16 protein-coding genes are annotated in these 16,901 nt (G+C 43.9%); 8 read left to right on the top strand and 8 right to left on the bottom strand.

Annotation, left to right across the window (positions count from 1 at the left end):
* Positions 1-24 precede the first annotated feature (24 nt).
* The 5 genes from L0659_RS22165 to L0659_RS22150 all read left to right on the top strand — a co-directional run bounded on the left by L0659_RS22165 (position 25) and on the right by L0659_RS22150 (position 5,511).
* Positions 25-696, top strand: a complete 672-nt coding sequence (locus L0659_RS22165) for a DUF2461 domain-containing protein (RefSeq protein ID WP_235128764.1) — start codon at positions 25-27, stop codon at positions 694-696.
* A gap of 55 nt (positions 697-751) precedes the next feature.
* Positions 752-4,390: a DNA polymerase III subunit alpha gene (gene dnaE, locus L0659_RS22160; RefSeq protein ID WP_235128763.1), complete on the top strand. Its 3,639-nt coding sequence runs from the start codon at positions 752-754 to the stop codon at positions 4,388-4,390.
* Between the two features lie 87 nt (positions 4,391-4,477).
* Positions 4,478-4,810, top strand: coding sequence for a thioredoxin (gene trxA, locus L0659_RS22155; protein WP_026632915.1), 333 nt, complete (start codon positions 4,478-4,480; stop codon positions 4,808-4,810).
* A gap of 117 nt (positions 4,811-4,927) precedes the next feature.
* A complete protein-coding gene (locus L0659_RS26560) occupies positions 4,928-5,119 on the top strand; it encodes a type II toxin-antitoxin system HicA family toxin (protein WP_409019377.1) in 192 nt (63 codons plus the stop codon).
* Complete coding sequence (locus L0659_RS22150) at positions 5,116-5,511, top strand: type II toxin-antitoxin system HicB family antitoxin (protein ID WP_235128762.1); 396 nt, start codon at positions 5,116-5,118, stop codon at positions 5,509-5,511. The genes L0659_RS26560 and L0659_RS22150 overlap by 4 nt, the downstream gene beginning before the upstream one ends.
* Before the next feature lie 9 nt (positions 5,512-5,520).
* On the opposite strand, the gene L0659_RS22145 is transcribed toward L0659_RS22150, so the two are convergent.
* From L0659_RS22145 to L0659_RS22115, 7 genes are all read right to left on the bottom strand, one after another.
* Positions 5,521-6,399, bottom strand: a complete 879-nt coding sequence (locus L0659_RS22145; RefSeq protein ID WP_235128761.1) for an aldose 1-epimerase family protein — start codon at positions 6,397-6,399, stop codon at positions 5,521-5,523.
* Entirely contained in the window at positions 6,396-7,616 is a 1,221-nt protein-coding gene (locus L0659_RS22140; protein ID WP_235128760.1) for an aspartate aminotransferase family protein, read from the bottom strand. The genes L0659_RS22145 and L0659_RS22140 overlap by 4 nt, the downstream gene beginning before the upstream one ends.
* A 57-nt stretch (positions 7,617-7,673) precedes the next feature.
* Positions 7,674-8,867: a hypothetical protein gene (locus L0659_RS22135; RefSeq protein WP_235128759.1), complete on the bottom strand. Its 1,194-nt coding sequence runs from the start codon at positions 8,865-8,867 to the stop codon at positions 7,674-7,676.
* Complete coding sequence (locus tag L0659_RS22130; RefSeq protein WP_235128758.1) at positions 8,860-9,702, bottom strand: type 1 glutamine amidotransferase; 843 nt, start codon at positions 9,700-9,702, stop codon at positions 8,860-8,862. The genes L0659_RS22135 and L0659_RS22130 overlap by 8 nt, the downstream gene beginning before the upstream one ends.
* A 109-nt stretch (positions 9,703-9,811) precedes the next feature.
* The gene (locus L0659_RS22125; RefSeq protein ID WP_235128757.1) at positions 9,812-10,912 is read right to left on the bottom strand and encodes a carboxylate-amine ligase; all 1,101 of its coding nucleotides are present in this window, start codon (positions 10,910-10,912) and stop codon (positions 9,812-9,814) included.
* A gap of 22 nt (positions 10,913-10,934) precedes the next feature.
* Positions 10,935-12,131 carry a RimK family alpha-L-glutamate ligase gene (locus tag L0659_RS22120; RefSeq protein ID WP_235128756.1) on the bottom strand — a complete coding sequence of 399 codons (1,197 nt, stop codon included), beginning with the start codon at positions 12,129-12,131 and terminating at the stop codon, positions 10,935-10,937.
* 21 nt (positions 12,132-12,152) lie between these two features.
* Positions 12,153-12,860 (bottom strand): esterase family protein, encoded by a 708-nt coding sequence (locus L0659_RS22115; protein WP_235128755.1) that lies wholly within the window; start codon positions 12,858-12,860, stop codon positions 12,153-12,155.
* A gap of 119 nt (positions 12,861-12,979) precedes the next feature.
* On the opposite strand from L0659_RS22115, the gene L0659_RS22110 reads away from it, so the two are divergent.
* Positions 12,980-13,783 (top strand): esterase family protein, encoded by an 804-nt coding sequence (locus L0659_RS22110; RefSeq protein WP_235128754.1) that lies wholly within the window; start codon positions 12,980-12,982, stop codon positions 13,781-13,783.
* A 24-nt stretch (positions 13,784-13,807) separates the two neighbouring features.
* Here L0659_RS22110 and L0659_RS22105 read toward each other — a convergent pair whose 3' ends face one another.
* Positions 13,808-14,830, bottom strand: coding sequence for an acyl-CoA reductase (locus L0659_RS22105; RefSeq protein WP_235128753.1), 1,023 nt, complete (start codon positions 14,828-14,830; stop codon positions 13,808-13,810).
* A gap of 128 nt (positions 14,831-14,958) precedes the next feature.
* Between L0659_RS22105 and L0659_RS22100 the strand changes: the two genes are divergently transcribed.
* Positions 14,959-15,306: a 4Fe-4S binding protein gene (locus tag L0659_RS22100; protein WP_235128752.1), complete on the top strand. Its 348-nt coding sequence runs from the start codon at positions 14,959-14,961 to the stop codon at positions 15,304-15,306.
* A 347-nt stretch (positions 15,307-15,653) separates the two neighbouring features.
* Positions 15,654-16,856 carry a porin gene (locus L0659_RS22095; RefSeq protein WP_235128751.1) on the top strand — a complete coding sequence of 401 codons (1,203 nt, stop codon included), beginning with the start codon at positions 15,654-15,656 and terminating at the stop codon, positions 16,854-16,856.
* Positions 16,857-16,901: the final 45 nt, after the last annotated feature.

The raw sequence follows: 16,901 nt of genomic DNA, 5'->3' as shown, positions 1-16,901 counted from the left end.
ATTTTATAGCTTCACCAAGATACGATGGAATCCAAAACACTTCACTTTTTAAGTCAACTAGCCGAAAACAACAACAGAGAATGGTTCCAGCAAAACAGGACAGATTATGACGCAGCAAAGGCCGATTTAGAGAAACTGGTGGCTTATCTAATTGAAGAAGTAGGCAAATTTCAGGACCTCGGCAATCTGCAAGTGAAAGAATGCATTTACAGGATCAACCGCGATATCCGGTTTTCAAAAAATAAAACCCCTTATAAAAACAACATTAGCGCGGGCATTGGACCAGGCGGAAAGAAAGCAGGTAAAATCGATTACTATTTACAGATCCAGCCTGGCAACAGAAGCTTTCTGGGCGGAGGCATGTGGGAGACCACACCTGAGCAACTGGCCAGATTTCGTCAGGAAATTGATTATAATGCGGATGAGTTAAAGCAAATTATCCATGATAAGGAGTTTCAGGCCTATTATCCGAACATTGAGGGTGAGGCTTTGAAAACCACGCCCAAAGGTTACGCCAAGGATCATCCCGAGATTGAGCTATTGAAACAAAAACAACTTTTTTTCTCCCACACTTTCACGGATAAAGAAGTGGCTTCCAAGGACTTTGGAAAAATGGTCGTAAAAGGAATTTTCATCCTTAAACCTTTTACGGATTATATGAATTATGTAATATATGAACAGCCTGCGGAGTCCTGAGTTTGCGTGCCTGCCTTTCTGACTAATCTACAATTCCAAACCACAATTTTAAAATATGCAATTTTCACACTTGCACTGCCACACCCAATTTTCCCTTCTGGATGGTGCGGCGGATATAAAAAAGCTTTTCAAAAAGGCCAAGGAAGACAATATGCCTGCCGTGGCCATTACGGATCATGGTAACATGTTCGGCGTGTTCGAATTCGTGGCGGAAGGCAATAAGCAGGGCATTAAGCCGATTGTGGGCTGCGAATTTTACGTGGTGGAAGACCGGCATATCCGCCAGTTTACAAAGGATAAAAAGGACGTACGTCATCACCAGCTGCTGCTTGCCAAGGATGAATTGGGATATAAAAACCTGGTTAAAATGTGTTCGCTCGGCTTTATCGAGGGGATGTATGGAAAGTACCCTCGGATTGATAAGGAGCTGATTGTCAAATATCATAAGGGCCTGATTGCGACAACCTGCTGCATTGGTGCGATTATTCCAAAAACCATTTTAAGGAAAGGGGAGGAGGAAGCGGAGAAGGAATTCAAATGGTGGCTGGATCTTTTTGGTGACGATTTTTATGTTGAGCTGCAACGTCATGAAATCCGGGATCAGCTCATTGTAAATCAGGTTCTTGTAAAATTTGCAAGGAAATATAATGTTAAGATTATCGCTTCCAATGATTCGCATTATGTGGATCAGGAAGACTGGAACGCGCATGATATTTTGCTTTGTATCAACACAGGGGATAAGCAGAGCACACCTTCTGCCAAGGATTTTGACGATGATAAAGGCATTCCGAAAGGCTCACGTTTCGCTTTTTTCAATGATCAGTTTTATTTCAAAAATACCAGCGAAATGATGAAGCTGTTCAATGACTTGCCCGAGTCGCTGGACAATACGAATGAGATTGTTGATAAAATAAAAGCACTGGATCTTCGCAAAGATATACTGCTGCCCAACTTCCCGATTCCCGACGAGTTTAAGACGCATACGCTGTCGGAAATGGTTGGTAAAAAGGAACTTTCGGCCGATGTACTAAACCAGTGGGAATACTTAAAGCACTTAACATTCGAAGGCGCAAAATTCAAATACGGCACGATCACGCCAGAAATTGAAGATCGTTTGAACTTCGAGTTGCAGACGATCCGTAACATGGGTTTCCCAGGTTACTTCCTGATCGTGGCCGACTTTATAGATGCAGGCCGTAAAATGGGCGTTTTTATTGGCCCGGGACGTGGGTCTGCGGCGGGGTCGGTGGTTGCTTATTGCACCGGAATTACGAACATTGACCCTATTAAATACGACCTCCTTTTTGAGCGTTTCCTCAATCCGGATCGTATTTCACTTCCCGATATTGATACGGACTTCGATGATGAGGGCCGTCAGAAAGTGATTGATTATGTAGTTAAAAAATATGGCTACAATCAGGTTGCGCAAATCGTGACTTATGGTACAATGGCTGCGAAATCAGCTATTAAGGACGTAGCACGTGTAATGGACCTGCCGCTCGCAGATGCCAACATGCTCGCCAAACTCGTTCCTGATAAGCCTACCTATAACATGACGCTCAACCGGATCTTTACAGCGCCGCTGGAAGGAGAGGGGAGTTTGACGAAAAAAGAAGGAATTGCGCCTGAGGAGTTGGATAATGTGAAGAAAATGCGCGCCATTGCTTTGGGTAATGACTTGCAGGCGAGTGTTTTACAGGAAGCCAGACGACTCGAAGGAACAGTCAGGAACACAGGAATTCACGCAGCCGGGATCATTATCGCACCAAGCGATCTTACTGAGATTATTCCTGTCAGCACGTCGAAAGATTCTGATTTCTTGATTACCCAATATCAGGGAAAGATCATTGAGGATGCGGGGGTTATTAAAATGGACTTCTTAGGTCTGCGAAACCTAACCATTATTAAGGAAGCATTGCGGCTCATCAAGCAAAACCACAATGTCGACATTGTGATCGACGACATTCCACTGGACGATCCGAAAGTGTTTGAACTGTTCCAAAGAGGCGAAACCAACGCGATTTTCCAGTTTGAATCCGACGGGATGAAAAAGTACATGCGCGACTTGATCCCGGATCGTTTCGAGCACTTGATCGCCATGAACGCGTTGTACCGCCCCGGACCGATCGCGTACATTCCGAACTTTATCCGCCGTAAAAATGGATTGGAGGAAGTAACATATGATTTGCCTGAATTGGAAGAATATCTGGCTGATACTTATGGAATTACGGTCTACCAGGAGCAAGTAATGCTTTTGTCCCAAAAATTGGGGGGGTTTACAAAAGGACAAGCCGATACATTGCGTAAAGCGATGGGTAAGAAGCAGATCGAAACGCTGAACAAGATGAAGGGCGACTTCATGAAAGGCGGCGCTGAAAAAGGTCTGGATGCCAAAAAGCTGGAAAAAATCTGGACAGACTGGGAAGCGTTTGCATCTTATGCTTTTAACAAGTCACACTCGACTTGCTACGCCTTCGTTGCGTATCAAACTGCCTATCTGAAAGCACATTACACGGCGGAATATATGTCTGCGGTATTAACGAGCTCGCTGGGCAACATTGAAAAGATTACATTCTTCATGGAAGAATGTAAAGCGCAGGGATTGAAAGTGTTAGGTCCCGATATTAATGAGTCGGACAGGCAGTTTAATGCGAATAAGAAAAGTGAAATCCGCTTTGGATTAGCGGGTGTGAAAGGAAGTGGCGATGCGGCTGTGGAATCTATTATTGAAGAAAGGAACCAGAATGGACCGTTCAAGGATATTTTTGATTTTATGACACGGGTAAACCTGCGCACGGTCAATAAGAAAACCATTGAAAGTCTGGCCTATGCGGGTGGATTTGACTGTTTTCCTGAATATCACCGCGCCCAGTATTTTGCGACGGATGCTAATGATAACCTTACTTTTATTGAAAAACTGATCCGCTATGCCAACAAAGCGCAAGGCGGAGGCGTGGTCGATTTATTTAGTCATTCCGGTGGCGGTGCTGAAATTGCCAAACCGAAAGCTGCCGATATTGCGGCTTGGGATGATCTTGCTAAGTTGCGCTATGAGCAGGAAGTTGTAGGTTTTTACATTTCAGGGCACCCGCTGGACACATTCCGTGTGGAGCTGGATAATTTTTGTAACTGCACCGTTGATAAGGTGATGGAAATCGGCGAAAACGAAAAGGCGCCGAAGTATTTTGGAAAGGAAATTAATGTGGGGGGAATTGTTACGAGTGCACAGGAGCGCATGTCGCGGAATGGCAGCTTGTTTATGATCTTTAAAATTGAGGATTACCGGGGTTCCATGGAAATGCTTTTGGGAGGCGAGGATTATATCCGGTTCAAAAACTACTTGCAGGTTGGGCAGTTCCTTTATATTAAAGGCAAAGTGCAGAACCGCTGGAAACAGGAAGATCAGTTTGAGTTTAAGATTTCACAAATTCAGCTGCTAACGGAGATTCGTGAAAAGATGTGCCGGAAGATCCGAATAAACCTGACATTAGATCAGATCGATGCACAATTCATTTATTTATTAAACGAAACTTTTGGTAACCATCCGGGTGCATGTGCGGTGAATATGACGGTTGTGGATCCGGAAACGCATCTGGAAGTGGAAATGGTGTCGCGCGGTTACCGCGTTGCGCCATCGAATGAACTGTTCAAAGTGCTCAATGGATTTCATGGCGTAAAATTCTTTTTAAACTAACCTGCAGGCGATAGAATCAGGAACTTTTAGTTACTTATAATCCTTATTACATCAGATTTATAAAAAAACATTAGACATTTTTTCGACATGGGAAAAGCACTTGAAATTACCGATAGCACCTTTGAAGATCTCATCCAGGGAGATAAGCCAGTACTTGTAGACTTTTGGGCTGAATGGTGCGGTCCTTGTAAGATGATCGGGCCAGTTGTAGAACAGCTTGCTGGTGAGTACGAAGGAAAAGCGGTTATTGGTAAAATGGATGTGGATATGAATTCTTCGATACCAGCTAAATTCGGTATTCGCAGTATCCCAACATTAATGATCTTTAAAGGCGGACAATTAGTAGATAAAGTTGTAGGCGTTGTGCCAAAAACAACTTTGGAAGATAAATTAAATGCACAGATCGAAGCTACGGTATAGTAGTAAGCGGTTTGTAAAAAGACTAAAAGCTCCCAACCGGGAGCTTTTTTTGTGAGTATTGATTTGGCATGGTATATAATTGTATACCTTTGGGCTTACACTTTGCTCACACTATCAATGAAATATTCAGAGTTTCACCGCATTATACGGCGTAATGGCTGGTTGCTTGTACGAACGAGAGGCAGCCATTGTATTTACCGAAAAGGAGGCATTACTTATGCAGTGGCTAATCACGGTTCCAGAGAGATGGCGGAGCCTACGCGTTTGGCAGCGATTAAAGTTATGGGCTTAGACATACAAAAGAGATGAAAATCATTAAGGTGCTCATAGGGCGAAGTAAAGATTTCTACGGAGCGCATTCCGAGAATGTGAGAGGAATAAATGGCGGTGGGGAGACGATCGAGGATGTGAAAAAATCAGTATTGGAGTGTATTGAAATCATCAAAACATTTGACAATAAGAACATTCCCGCTGCTCTTAAAGGTGAGTATGAAATTGAATGGCGGCTGGATGTGGGTAGCTTTTTACAATATTATAAGGGCATTTTTAGTCAAACAGGCATCGCACGCTTGACTGGAATCAACGAGAAGCTCTTGAATCATTATGCCTCAGGCTTGAAAAAACCTCGTCCGGCACAGGCGAAAAAAATAGAAGCTGCACTGCATCAGTTGGGCAGCGAGCTTCTGGCGCTGAAATTGTAGTGATTGTAATTATTCGCTAATCTCAATCTCAAACTTCGCCTCAAACGTTTGTCCGGCGGGCAGTTTTAAAATTCCTTCTTTCGTTTCGAAATTCTGATCTGAATCGGCGGAGTCGGCGATGCCTAGCCAGGGTTCGATGCAGACGAAGTTGCCGCCGGGTTTGGCCCAGATGCCGAGATATGTGAAGTCGTCGTAATGTACGGTGATGACTTGTGGGGATTTGGTGCTGCGGAGACTTACTTGTTTGGAGACTAAATGTTTGAATATCAATGCGTCTTTGTCAAACAACTGTCTGTTTAGATGGAGAATGTTGGTATTTTCCAGGATTGGTTTGGTCGTGTTTCCTACCAGGCCGTCTTTTTCTAAAAGCCAGGTTGAATCATTTTCGACGGCGTAGAATTCAAGATAATAGTCTTCATAAGCTTCATCCTCGTGCATGGGACATTTGAATGCGGGATGTCCGCCTAGTGAGAATAGCATTTCATCCGTTCCGTGGTTGATCACCTCATGGTTGACAATAACCCGCTTTTCCAGCAAGCTGTAGGTGATGCGGAATTCGAATTCAAATGGGTAAATTTCTAATGTCTTTTTACTGAATTTAAGTCCGAATGTCAGGCTATTGTCAGTTTGGTTCACAAGCTTTACATCAGCATTGTTTCTGATAAATCCGTGACGCGGAACTGCGTATTGCTTGCCTTTATAATTTACAAAACCATTCTTGATCGCACCAATGGCGGGAAAAAGTACGGGAGCATAACTCGCCCAAACATCCGGGTTAGCATCCCATAAAAAATCTTTTCCGGTAATGGTGGACTGGATCTGGCAAAGTTCTGCACCTTTTTCCTGTACGGAAATTTTTAAGAAATGATTTTCGATTGAGTGATTCATATGTTGCTATCGTTCAAAACTGATAAAATTACGGCGCAAGCCTCACGGATCTGAGCTTCTGTAATGGTAAGCGGCGGCGCGATGCGCATGGCGTTATCACAAAACAAAAACCAGTCGGTAACCACGCCTCGTTCGATGCAGCGATCAATGGTGTCCTTCAATTTAGGAAAAGATTCCATTTCTGCCGCGAGCATTAAGCCCCTTCCTCTCACCTCCTTAATTGCCGGATGGACTAACAATGATTTGAAAAGGTCGCCTTTTTCAATGGCAGCCACTGGTAAATCTTCATCTAATGTAACCTGCAATGCCGCAAGCGAAGACGCGCAGCTTACCGGATGCCCGCCAAATGTGGTAATATGGCCAAGAATTGGATTGTTTTTGAAAACTTCCATAATGTTCTGAGAAGCCATAAACGCGCCGATAGGCATGCCGCCACCCATCCCTTTTGCGCTGAGCAGCATATCCGGATAAGCTCCAAATTGCTCAAATGCCCAGAATGAGCCCGTACGGCCATATCCCGTTTGAATTTCGTCAAAGATCAGAAGCGCACCTGTCTCATTGCACTTGTTCCGTAATGCCGGGAAATATTCGGAATATGGTACGCGTACACCTGACTCACCGCCAATAATCTCAATAATAACCGCGGCAGTTTTTTCCGTTATTTTTTCAATATCGGGCAGAAATCCATGCTGAATGTGGGTGACACCAGGCAGTAAGGGACGAAAGTTTCGTTTGAAAAATTCAGCTCCGGCAAGGCTCAATGCACCTTGCGTAGCTCCGTGGTAAGCATTGAAACAAGACACAAATTCGTTGCGTCCGGTAAAACGTTTCGCGAGTTTCATCGCGCCTTCGACCGCTTCCGTTCCCGAATTTGTAAAATACACATTATCAATCAAGCCATAGGGCGATGGATATTCGCTTTCCACTTTCAATGTTTGAGTAAGCGCTTTGGCAAGTTGCACTTGCGTGCTTTGTACATATTCACCGTACACAAGCAAATGCATATGCTTTTCAAGTTGCTCATACACAGCCGCGAGCACTTTGGGATGTCTGTGCCCAACATTACTAACTGCAATCCCGGAGATCAGATCCATGTAGCGTTTGCCATCCGGACCATACATATAAACACCTTCCGCTTTCTCAATTTCAAGTGCAAGCGGGTAATCGGAAGTTTGAGCTAAGTGGTCAAAAAAATGTTGGCGGTGGGATATGTGCATTCTAAATGTTAAATACTTTTGAAAAGTATTTTATTATTTAAATTTATAAAACTTCATTTACTTTTCGAAGAAGGCCGCGCTTCCGCCAACCCAGGTGAAATCCTTATTGTAACGAACGCCGATCATTTCTCCACGGCTAAGCCTGCTCAAAGCAACAAACAATTCGGGTTTTTCAGCATTGTCATTCCAACCGTACATCATGCGAACTTCACATTTTACTAACCCATCCGGCGCCTGAATGACGGGCTCGTAGGTTACTTTGCGCTGTAAAATATAGTTTTCCGGATCTGGTAATGCAGTCAAATTGGCTTTTGTAATGTGCAACTGCACGCCTGCGCCTGCAAATGAAAAGAGTGGTTTCAAAACGAAATTTTCCAGATCTGCCGGAAAGTTACCTTGATAGTCGCTGACAAATCGCGTTTCTGGGATGTACTCGCTTTTAAGGAAGGGGAGTGAAAATTTGCTGATCCGAAAAAACCAGTTAGGATGGCCCACCCAGCTTACATCCACATCGTCTGTTAAATGATAGCTGGTTTGCAGGTCGGGATAGTTAAGTAAATCATCGAATATCAGGCGGTTGTAGATTCTTTTCACCTGAATTTTTCTGCCATTCTCTTCGTAAAAAAGATTTTTTCCTTCCTTAATGAGTTTGGTATAACAAACAGCTTTCACACCCAGCATTGCTTCTGTCACTGCAAAATCAACGCGCGTTTTTTGCTTCTCCGGAAATATTTCTAGCAGGATAACATGCTCAGTATCTTCACCGGCCAGGATTAAATGCTTCAATTTTTCAACGTACGCTTCATAGGAACCGGCCCCGAAGCTGTAACCAAAGTTCTCAGGGATTTCGAAATGCATTTTGAAGTTTTCCGACAAATAAGCCTGATAACCGAATAAGGAAGGAAATCCTTGTAATTCAATCAATTGCGGGATCAGATTGCCAGCTTCGTCTTTGCAAACCGCGAAGTCAATTGCCAGGAAGGATGTGTGGGCATTCTCATTCGGAACGGATTGATCTGCCGGAACGGCCCGTTGTGTTTGACTTACAAATTGCGCAGAACGCAATGTTTCAATGATCTGCTCTGAGGCAATGTTGATTTTTTCAAATAACTCCTTCGGAACAAAAATCGGCGTTTCGGCAACACGAAAATCAAGCTGACCGGGAAAGTCGGCTTCAAATGATTTTACAAATGCCTCGTATTTACCAGTTGTAAATGATTCATTAAATGCTTCGCGGGCTTGCTTATGCATAGGCGGGCAGAAAAGATTTGTTCAGAGCATTTTTAAGAAAAGCGGGAATGATAACCGATTCGGTCATCATAATCTTGTCCGGATCATTCAAATGCGCGATCATTTCATTGTATTTGGCCTCGCCGTGATTTGCGATAATGCTGGTCTTTTTGTCTTCACGTAAAAAATAGCGCAGCATGCCCTCTGCATCTGCCTCCGGATGAAACTGCGTTCCCACAATTTCTTTAGAAAATCGGATCGCCATGACAGCACGTTCGAGCGGAACATGCGGCCGGATCTTTTCGAGACAAAGCAGCTTGGCGCCCAAATCATCGAAAGCGAATTGATTTGGTTGGGTAACCTGATAATCACGGGAGTCAACGATCCAAAACGGATCTGCCAGCGCAGCGAGAAGGGAATCTTTATGTCCCGCCGCAGTTTTGTAAACGGGAAATGTCCCAAATGAAGTTTTCCGTCTTTTGCTCACACTCGCCAATTGCCAGTGAATGCTGGCCATTTGAAATGAATGGCAAATTAAGAAAAGATGTTTTTTGATCTTGTTATGTCTGCTGGCGTTGAATTGCAGCATTTGATCCAGAAAACTAAAAAATTTCTTCTCCCAGGCCGCGCCCACCGGGGAAGGATTTCCGGGTCCGCCGGTTGAAATGTATGCATCGAAATCCATTCCCGGAATTTCCAATTTCTGTCTGACATCAAAAACCGTGTAGGCAACCTCCACAGATTCCCGTTCACCAAATGCAGTTATAATTTTCTTAATACAACGCATTCCTTCGTTTTCGAAGCCATCGTACATGTCCAGAATGGCAATCCGGAAATGTTTTTTGTTATCGTTCATCTTCAAGGGCTGCTTGCTTAGTGTCAGCCGTTAACATTATTTTTAATAAATAGGGTAAATATGGTTAACAACCTGACGGACTATTAGTTCGCACAAAATTGAAATCAAGCTAATCCAGGCCGATTCTGGTTTCGGAAACGATATAATCCACCACTGCATTCATACTTCCGGTTTCTTCGAAAACAGCCAGTTGCCTGTCGGCTCCGGTTCCCATAGCCATGATTTGATGAATGTATTCGATCTCTTTCCGGCTCCCTAACTCGTCTATCACATCTTCTATAAATTCCAGAAGCTCAACAACCAGCACATTATATTCAACCTCTTCCTGTTTGCCGAAATCGATGAGCTTGCCATGAATTCCATAACGCGCCGCCCTCCATTTGTTTTCATTGATCAGCATGCGGTGATAAGGCCTGAACGTCAGGTTCATGCGGTGCAGCTTGTGGATTTTGGCAACGAGGGCTTGCATAATGGCGGCCAGGCAAATGGTCTCGTCCGTGCGCATAGGCACATCACACATGCGGAATTCAATGGTGTCAAAAAAAGGATGGACGCGAATGTCCCACCAGATTTTCTTGCCATTATCAATGCATTTCGTTTTGATCAGCAGATTGACATATTCATCATATTCCGCTGCACTGGAGAAGGAATCCGGAATTCCGGTCCGTGGAAATTTATCAAAAACTTTCGACCTGTAAGATTTAAAACCCGTGTTACGGCCGCACCAAAAGGGCGAATTCGTTGATAATGCATAAATGTGCGGCAGAAAATATCTCACCGCATTCATGATCTGAATGGCTTCGTCCCGGTTTTCGATGCCAACGTGCACGTGCAACCCGAATATCAGGTTGCCGCGTGCCACGTCGCGCATTTCGTCGATAATCTCGTCATAACGCGGGTCGGGTGTGATGAGCTGTTCAACCCAGTCTGCGAACGGATGTGTTCCGGCTGCGGCGACTTGCAAGTTTTGTTTATCGGCCAGGTCCAGGATCATTTTCCGCAGATAGGTAACTTCTTCACGGGCTTCCTGAATATTATGACAAATATTGGTGCCCACTTCCACAACGGCCTGGTGCATCTCGGCTTTCACACGCTCTTTGAGCGTGATCTTTCCATCCTCAACAAGCTTCGACATATGTGACCGCAGGTTCCTGGTTACAGGATCAATGGTCTGAAATTCTTCCTCAATTCCCAGCGTGAAAGTGGCCATAGAGCGTGCGTATGCGGATGGATTAAGATTTTTTCAGTTTAGAATTAGCCGCAGGCGCTTTGGTAGCAGCTGCTTTTTTGGTAGGGATTTTTGGTGTCGGCTCGCTCGGCACGGGCTGGTTGCCCTTATCTTCCACCAGTTTCGGTAATTTTTTAGGTGTAACCGTCTTAACCTTTACTTCTTTGGCGGAAGCCGGAGTTGCTATGGGCTGTTCTGCGGATTCAACAACATTGACCGGAGTAATGTCAGCAGAAGCGCCAGTTTTTGCCGAAATGCCTATTGAGTCTTTTACAAATGTTCCCCAAGTCAGGTTGGTTTGACCAGGAACATGTGCTTTGGCTTTCTCGATGGCCAGATTTGCGGCAGCTTCCACAACCCATTCAAAATTGTCGCGGCCTACGGAATAAATGTCTGCATCTGGCGCAGGATTGCAAAAATCAATGGCGATAGGAATGCCGTCCCGCACTGCAAATTCCACCGTATTGAAATCGTAACCCAATGCGATATTCAATTTCAATGTATAGTCTTTTATTGTTTCCAAAAGTTTTTCGCCTTCTTCGCCAGTTGCCTTCATTTCGGCTGCATAGCGCAAGTGATGCGGGTTTCTTGGCTCGTAAGGCATGATCAGCACGTCTTTCTGACCTATGCAATAGCAGCGGAAATAATCCGTAAACTCTATTTCTTCCTGCAACATCATGACCAGCTGACCGGTTTCCTCATGCTTATGCCACATATCGTGCGGATTAACCACTTTATAAACGCTTTTCCATCCTCCGCCGTCGTGTGGTTTCATATAGGCCGGAAAGCCAATGTATTGAAATATTTCTTCCCAGGCCATTGGAAATGCGAGGTTACGGAAAGATGTTTCAGATGTATTTTCCGGACGTTCTTTTGAAGGGATCAGCACCGTTTTTGGAACCGGAACACCTATTTTTTCGGCCAGTGCATTATTGAAAAACTTTTCATCCGCACTCCACCAAAAAGGATTATTAATGACTGCCGTGCCTGATAATGCGGCATTTTTCAAATATGCACGATAAAAAGGCACATCCTGAGAGATCCGGTCAATGATCACCGCGTACTCCGTTGGATCGGCCTGAACTACTTTGTCAATCGTCACGGCTTCTGCGATGAAACCGCTGTCTTTGCTATTTACTCTTTCAATAAATGCGTTTGGAAAAGTGTTTTCCATTCCAAACAAAATTCCAATTTTCTTCATATCCGGTTTTTTGTTTTGTTGTTACATGATACGCGACAGGTAATCCGTGAACATTTTGTTCCACAGCGGCCAGTCGTGTTTTTCCCACCCTCTAATATCGAGCCAATGTTCTATTCCCTGGTCATTGAGGATTTTGGACATCTTTAAATTACTATCCAGGCAAATATCCCAATCCGAGGTGCCCAAAACGATTTTCATGTGGCCATAGCGCCAGCCCTGTTCATTAGGCATGAAATCGACGGGGTTATTAAAGTAAACAGTGTCGTCGTAAAACCCGTCGGTGAAGCTGCGGATGTCGAATGCGCCGCTCATGCTAATCATATAGGCCACCTGATCGGGATGTTTGAATGCAAAATTGGCCGCGTGAAACCCTCCAAAGCTGCATCCGGCTACGCCGATTCTGCCCACATTACATTCATTTCTTATATAGGGCACGAGTTCATGATGCAGAAATTTGTCATACTGAATGTGGTTCAGTACCCTGTATTGTGGATTCAGATGTTTGGCATACCAGGAGTCTGCATCGATGGAATCTACACAGTATATCTTATATTTTCCTGATTCTACCAATGGTCTTACAGCTTCAATCAGGCCCATGTCTTTGGCCTGGTAATATCGTCCCAATGTGGTCGGGAAGAGCAGGAGCGGATAGCCCCAGTTTCCGTAGACGAGCATGTCCACATTTCTGTCCAGGTGATGCGAATAATAGGTGATATGCTTCTCTTCCAAAAGGATCTTATTTATTTAAAAGCATTGATATTGAAATATACAAAACAAATTAACGGAACCAAATTATAGGCATTTATTAACTTGCAGCCATATATGACAACGATTTCAACCCAGCCAATTTGAGTTTCGCTACTGATCCTGTTCAATCCATTACTAAAAATGTGTTTTCTGTCTCTCTGGAAAGAGAGGTCGTGGTCACTATTCTGCTGCCAAAAGATTTCGGGCCGTCCCAAGCTTATCCGCTGATTTTGTTTAATGACGGCCAGGATTTCGAAGGGTTGGGATTGGCGCAGACCCTGGCGGATTTGCAATCAAGTAGGGAGATCGATCCGGTGCTAATAGTAGGCATTCACGCCAATGATAACCGCATTTACGAATATGGCGTCGCAGCTGAGGCAGATTATGCAGGACGCGGAAACAGGGCAGAGGCCACTTCCAGGTTTGTAGTGCAGGAACTGATCCCACATTTAAATGAAGCTTATAATGTTGTGAAGGAACGCATTACATATGCGGGATTTTCATTGGGCGGTTTAATGGCGATGGACATAGTTTGGAACAATCCGCAGATATTCTCCAAAGCGGGCATATTTTCCGGTGCACTCTGGTGGCGAAAACGAGCGCTCCACGATGATTATAACGATTCCGACCGCATCATGCACGCGCAGCTGCGCAATGCTGAAACCAAACCGGACCTCAAATTTTGGTTTCAATGCGGTTCCCTGGATGAATACGACGATCGTGATGGCGACGGCGTCATTGATTCGATCCAGGATACGCTGGAATGCATTGCCGAATTAGAACGGAAAGGTTACGCCTGGAACCGTGATGTATTTTACAAAGAAATTGCCTTCGGCGAGCATAATCTTAAAACCTGGTCCGAAGCGCTTCCTGACTTTTTGAGATGGGTTTCGCAAGAAAACTGATGAAAATTTGACGGAAGCAGAAAATTAGAATTTTGCTAAAAATGCCATCGTGTCAACGGCGTCTGCATAATCATACAATCCCGGTTCCTGCGTTTTCCCGAATGGGATCAGCGCCGGAAGGTCAATCTCAGCATTTGTAACCACACATTGTATCTTCTCTGCCTGTTCCTTTAATGGTTCTTCAATGTCCGAAAGTGATTCATATGTTTCGTAATGCAGCACACTGATCGCAGAAACCAGCGCTTTGCTTTCTGTCAGCAGCAGAAAGCCGTTATCATAATGCGGCACCCGGTTTACCAGGAAGATCGACTTGTTGTACTCATAATTGTTAAAGTATTTATGGTGATGCAAATACGTCTTGTCCAGGTCCTGAATGGATTCGTAAAACTTGGTAAAATCATATCCGGCCGGAACAAAAAGCTTGGATACATTGCGGCATCCCAAGCCAAAATATTGTAATGCATCACGCCCAAGCGCCGCCAGTTCTTCCGTACTTTCATTGCCTGTCAACACGGCCACCGATGTTCGGTTTCTGCGGATAATGTTGGGTTTTTTAGCAAAATAATAATGGAAATAACGCGCAGTATTGTCGCTTCCCGTGGCAATATACGCGTCGGCATCGTTCAGGCGCTCGACAAACTGAATCTGATCTTTTAAACCTGGTTCGATATCAACAAGCGTATCCAATAATGCATGGATGAGCATATGGTCGTCTGAGCTCGGTTTGGCCATTAATATATGTCCGCTGATGATGACGGATAATGCGTCGTGAAATCCCACCGCTGGAATGTTCCCGGCCATTACAACGCCTATTTTTTGAGATGATCCTGCCTCGGGATATTGCGCTGCCCACGCATTCAGCTTGTCCGGATTTAAAAATTGATGGGCAATAGCATTCAGCGACCTCGCTACGTTTTCGGGAGTAAACCAGTTGTTCTTGCTGTTGGCCCGGGCGATCCATTCTTCGGTTACCGGTTCATTTTGAGGGTTTGTGATGAATTTTCCAAGATTTATAAATGCATTGATCCGCTGGGCTCTCGATATCATTCTGACTGAACGCTGAAAAGTGAAATTAGGTATTCGTTTTTATTTTTCTGATTGTTGGGAAACTATAAATAGTTATATTTGTTACTCTAAACAGAAGAAATAGCAACAAATATAAACAATCCGGCGATATGGCTATAATGATAACCGATGAATGCATAAATTGTGGGGCGTGCGAGCCAGAGTGCCCTAATACAGCAATTTATGAAGGAGGTGTTGAGTGGACCTGGGGAGATGGGACAAGTCTGGACGAGGTGGATTTCGGCGATGGAACCATCGTAAGCGGTAAGGAAAAACAATCACCGGTTTCTGACGAATTCTATTATATAGTTACAGATAAATGTACCGAATGTGTAGGTTTCCATGAAGAGCCTCAATGTGCAGCGGTTTGTCCTGTCGATTGCTGCGTTCCGGATCCTGACAATGAAGAGGAACAAGATACATTACTTGCTAAAAAAGCATGGATGCACGGTGAATAAAGCCTGCTGACCAAATAAGATTTTGAAGCCCCGCCCACATCGGGGCTTTTTTTGTGCCCTAACCAAATCAAAATGGCATTTTAGTCATAATCAGCTCCAATGTATCTGACGTAACTTAATTTATAAAATTCTGTATATCGATAGTTTTACAAAATTTAAATATTTATCCAAAAATTGTAAAACCACCGATTTTATGTTCATAAAACAATAAAATAGATGATAAAAAAATGATAATTGTGTTTTTTTGGATAAATTTTGCCTCAGTTATTTGATTAATACAATTTATATATAATATTTGATTCATCAATCGAGCCGGATAGTGATATTAACTTAAACAGAATATAATTATGAAAAAAGTCTATTGTACAGTATTATCTTTGATGATCTCATTTTTGGGTTTTGCGAAGGCAAATGAAGACAAGAAAGCAGCCAAAGCTGATACATTAATGGTAACCGAGGCGAAGGATGAAGATGAAGCGAAAGGCGCGTTTGCGTTTTCGGGTTATCTGGATTCCTATTACATGGCCAATTTCAACAAACCCGCGTCACGCTCTAACATGGGAGGCAGCAATGCACGGGTTTTTGATCAGCGTTCCGGTCAGTTCTCTTTGGGATTGGTACAAACAAAAGTGGCTTACACCAATGCAAAATCGGAAGCAGTTGTCGACCTGACATTCGGTCCTAATGCAAACATGGGTAACTATGGAAACGCATTGTTCAGCACTGCACTTGCTATCAAGCAGGCTTATTTCACCTACAAATTCACAGACAAGTTTTCGATGACTGCCGGACAATTCGGAACAAACATCGGATATGAAGTGATCGACGCACCGGCCAACTTCAACTATTCTCTCTCAAACTTATTTAACAACGGCCCATTCTACCACGCAGGTCTGAAAGCAACTTATGCTTTTTCTGATAAGGCATCCCTTATGGTGGGTGTTATCAATAATGTTGATGGACTAGGCGATAACAACCGGAAAAAAGGGATTATCAGCCAACTTTACTTCCAGCCTGTCGCAAACTGGAACGTATATGTAAACTATATCGGAAGCAACGAGGCTAACCCGGACACAGTTACATTCAAAGAGCCATCTGCTTTTTACCAGGTTTTTGACCTTACCACAAGTTTCCAGATCACTGAGAAGTTCTTACTTGGCTTAAATGCTGCATACGGAAGCCAAAAAGGAGATTATCAGGGATTCGGCGGACCTGCTGACACGGAAACATGGGGCGGTGTAGCGGTTTACGCAAACACAGCATTGACGGACAACTTCGCAATCGGAGCGCGTTATGAGTATTTCAACAATGACAGCGGTGTCAGAGGTTTGCTTACACCTGCCGGCATGGGAACGAGTGTAAATTCAATAACACTAACGGGTAACATCAGCCTTGCAGACGGACACATTCTTGTAAAACCTGAATTCCGCCTTGATTCATATCCAAAAATAAGCGGCGCGACAGAAGCACAGCAATTTGAAGACAAAAATGGCGAGTTTACCAAAAACAGCCAGACTACATTCGGACTTGCATTCATTTACAAATTCTAATTTCAATCACATACCTTCTTAATCTACCCATAATAACAATTTACT

The organism is Dyadobacter sp. CY347, from assembly GCF_021502655.1.
Lineage (GTDB): Bacteria > Bacteroidota > Bacteroidia > Cytophagales > Spirosomataceae > Dyadobacter.
Note: the sequence above shows the minus strand (reverse complement) of the source record. Positions and strands in the feature narration are given on the sequence as shown.

What these genes read in the sequence shown, in the direction of transcription:
- L0659_RS22165 (WP_235128764.1), top strand. Translation starts at nt 25, where the DNA reads ATGGAATCCAAAACACTTCACTTTTTAAGTCAACTAGCCGAAAACAAC.
- dnaE (WP_235128763.1), top strand. Translation starts at nt 752, where the DNA reads ATGCAATTTTCACACTTGCACTGCCACACCCAATTTTCCCTTCTGGAT.
- trxA (WP_026632915.1), top strand. Translation starts at nt 4,478, where the DNA reads ATGGGAAAAGCACTTGAAATTACCGATAGCACCTTTGAAGATCTCATC.
- L0659_RS26560 (WP_409019377.1), top strand. Translation starts at nt 4,928, where the DNA reads ATGAAATATTCAGAGTTTCACCGCATTATACGGCGTAATGGCTGGTTG.
- L0659_RS22150 (WP_235128762.1), top strand. Translation starts at nt 5,116, where the DNA reads ATGAAAATCATTAAGGTGCTCATAGGGCGAAGTAAAGATTTCTACGGA.
- L0659_RS22145 (WP_235128761.1), bottom strand. Translation starts at nt 6,399, where the DNA reads ATGAATCACTCAATCGAAAATCATTTCTTAAAAATTTCCGTACAGGAA.
- L0659_RS22140 (WP_235128760.1), bottom strand. Translation starts at nt 7,616, where the DNA reads ATGCACATATCCCACCGCCAACATTTTTTTGACCACTTAGCTCAAACT.
- L0659_RS22135 (WP_235128759.1), bottom strand. Translation starts at nt 8,867, where the DNA reads ATGCATAAGCAAGCCCGCGAAGCATTTAATGAATCATTTACAACTGGT.
- L0659_RS22130 (WP_235128758.1), bottom strand. Translation starts at nt 9,702, where the DNA reads ATGAACGATAACAAAAAACATTTCCGGATTGCCATTCTGGACATGTAC.
- L0659_RS22125 (WP_235128757.1), bottom strand. Translation starts at nt 10,912, where the DNA reads ATGGCCACTTTCACGCTGGGAATTGAGGAAGAATTTCAGACCATTGAT.
- L0659_RS22120 (WP_235128756.1), bottom strand. Translation starts at nt 12,131, where the DNA reads ATGAAGAAAATTGGAATTTTGTTTGGAATGGAAAACACTTTTCCAAAC.
- L0659_RS22105 (WP_235128753.1), bottom strand. Translation starts at nt 14,830, where the DNA reads ATGATATCGAGAGCCCAGCGGATCAATGCATTTATAAATCTTGGAAAA.
- L0659_RS22100 (WP_235128752.1), top strand. Translation starts at nt 14,959, where the DNA reads ATGGCTATAATGATAACCGATGAATGCATAAATTGTGGGGCGTGCGAG.
- L0659_RS22095 (WP_235128751.1), top strand. Translation starts at nt 15,654, where the DNA reads ATGAAAAAAGTCTATTGTACAGTATTATCTTTGATGATCTCATTTTTG.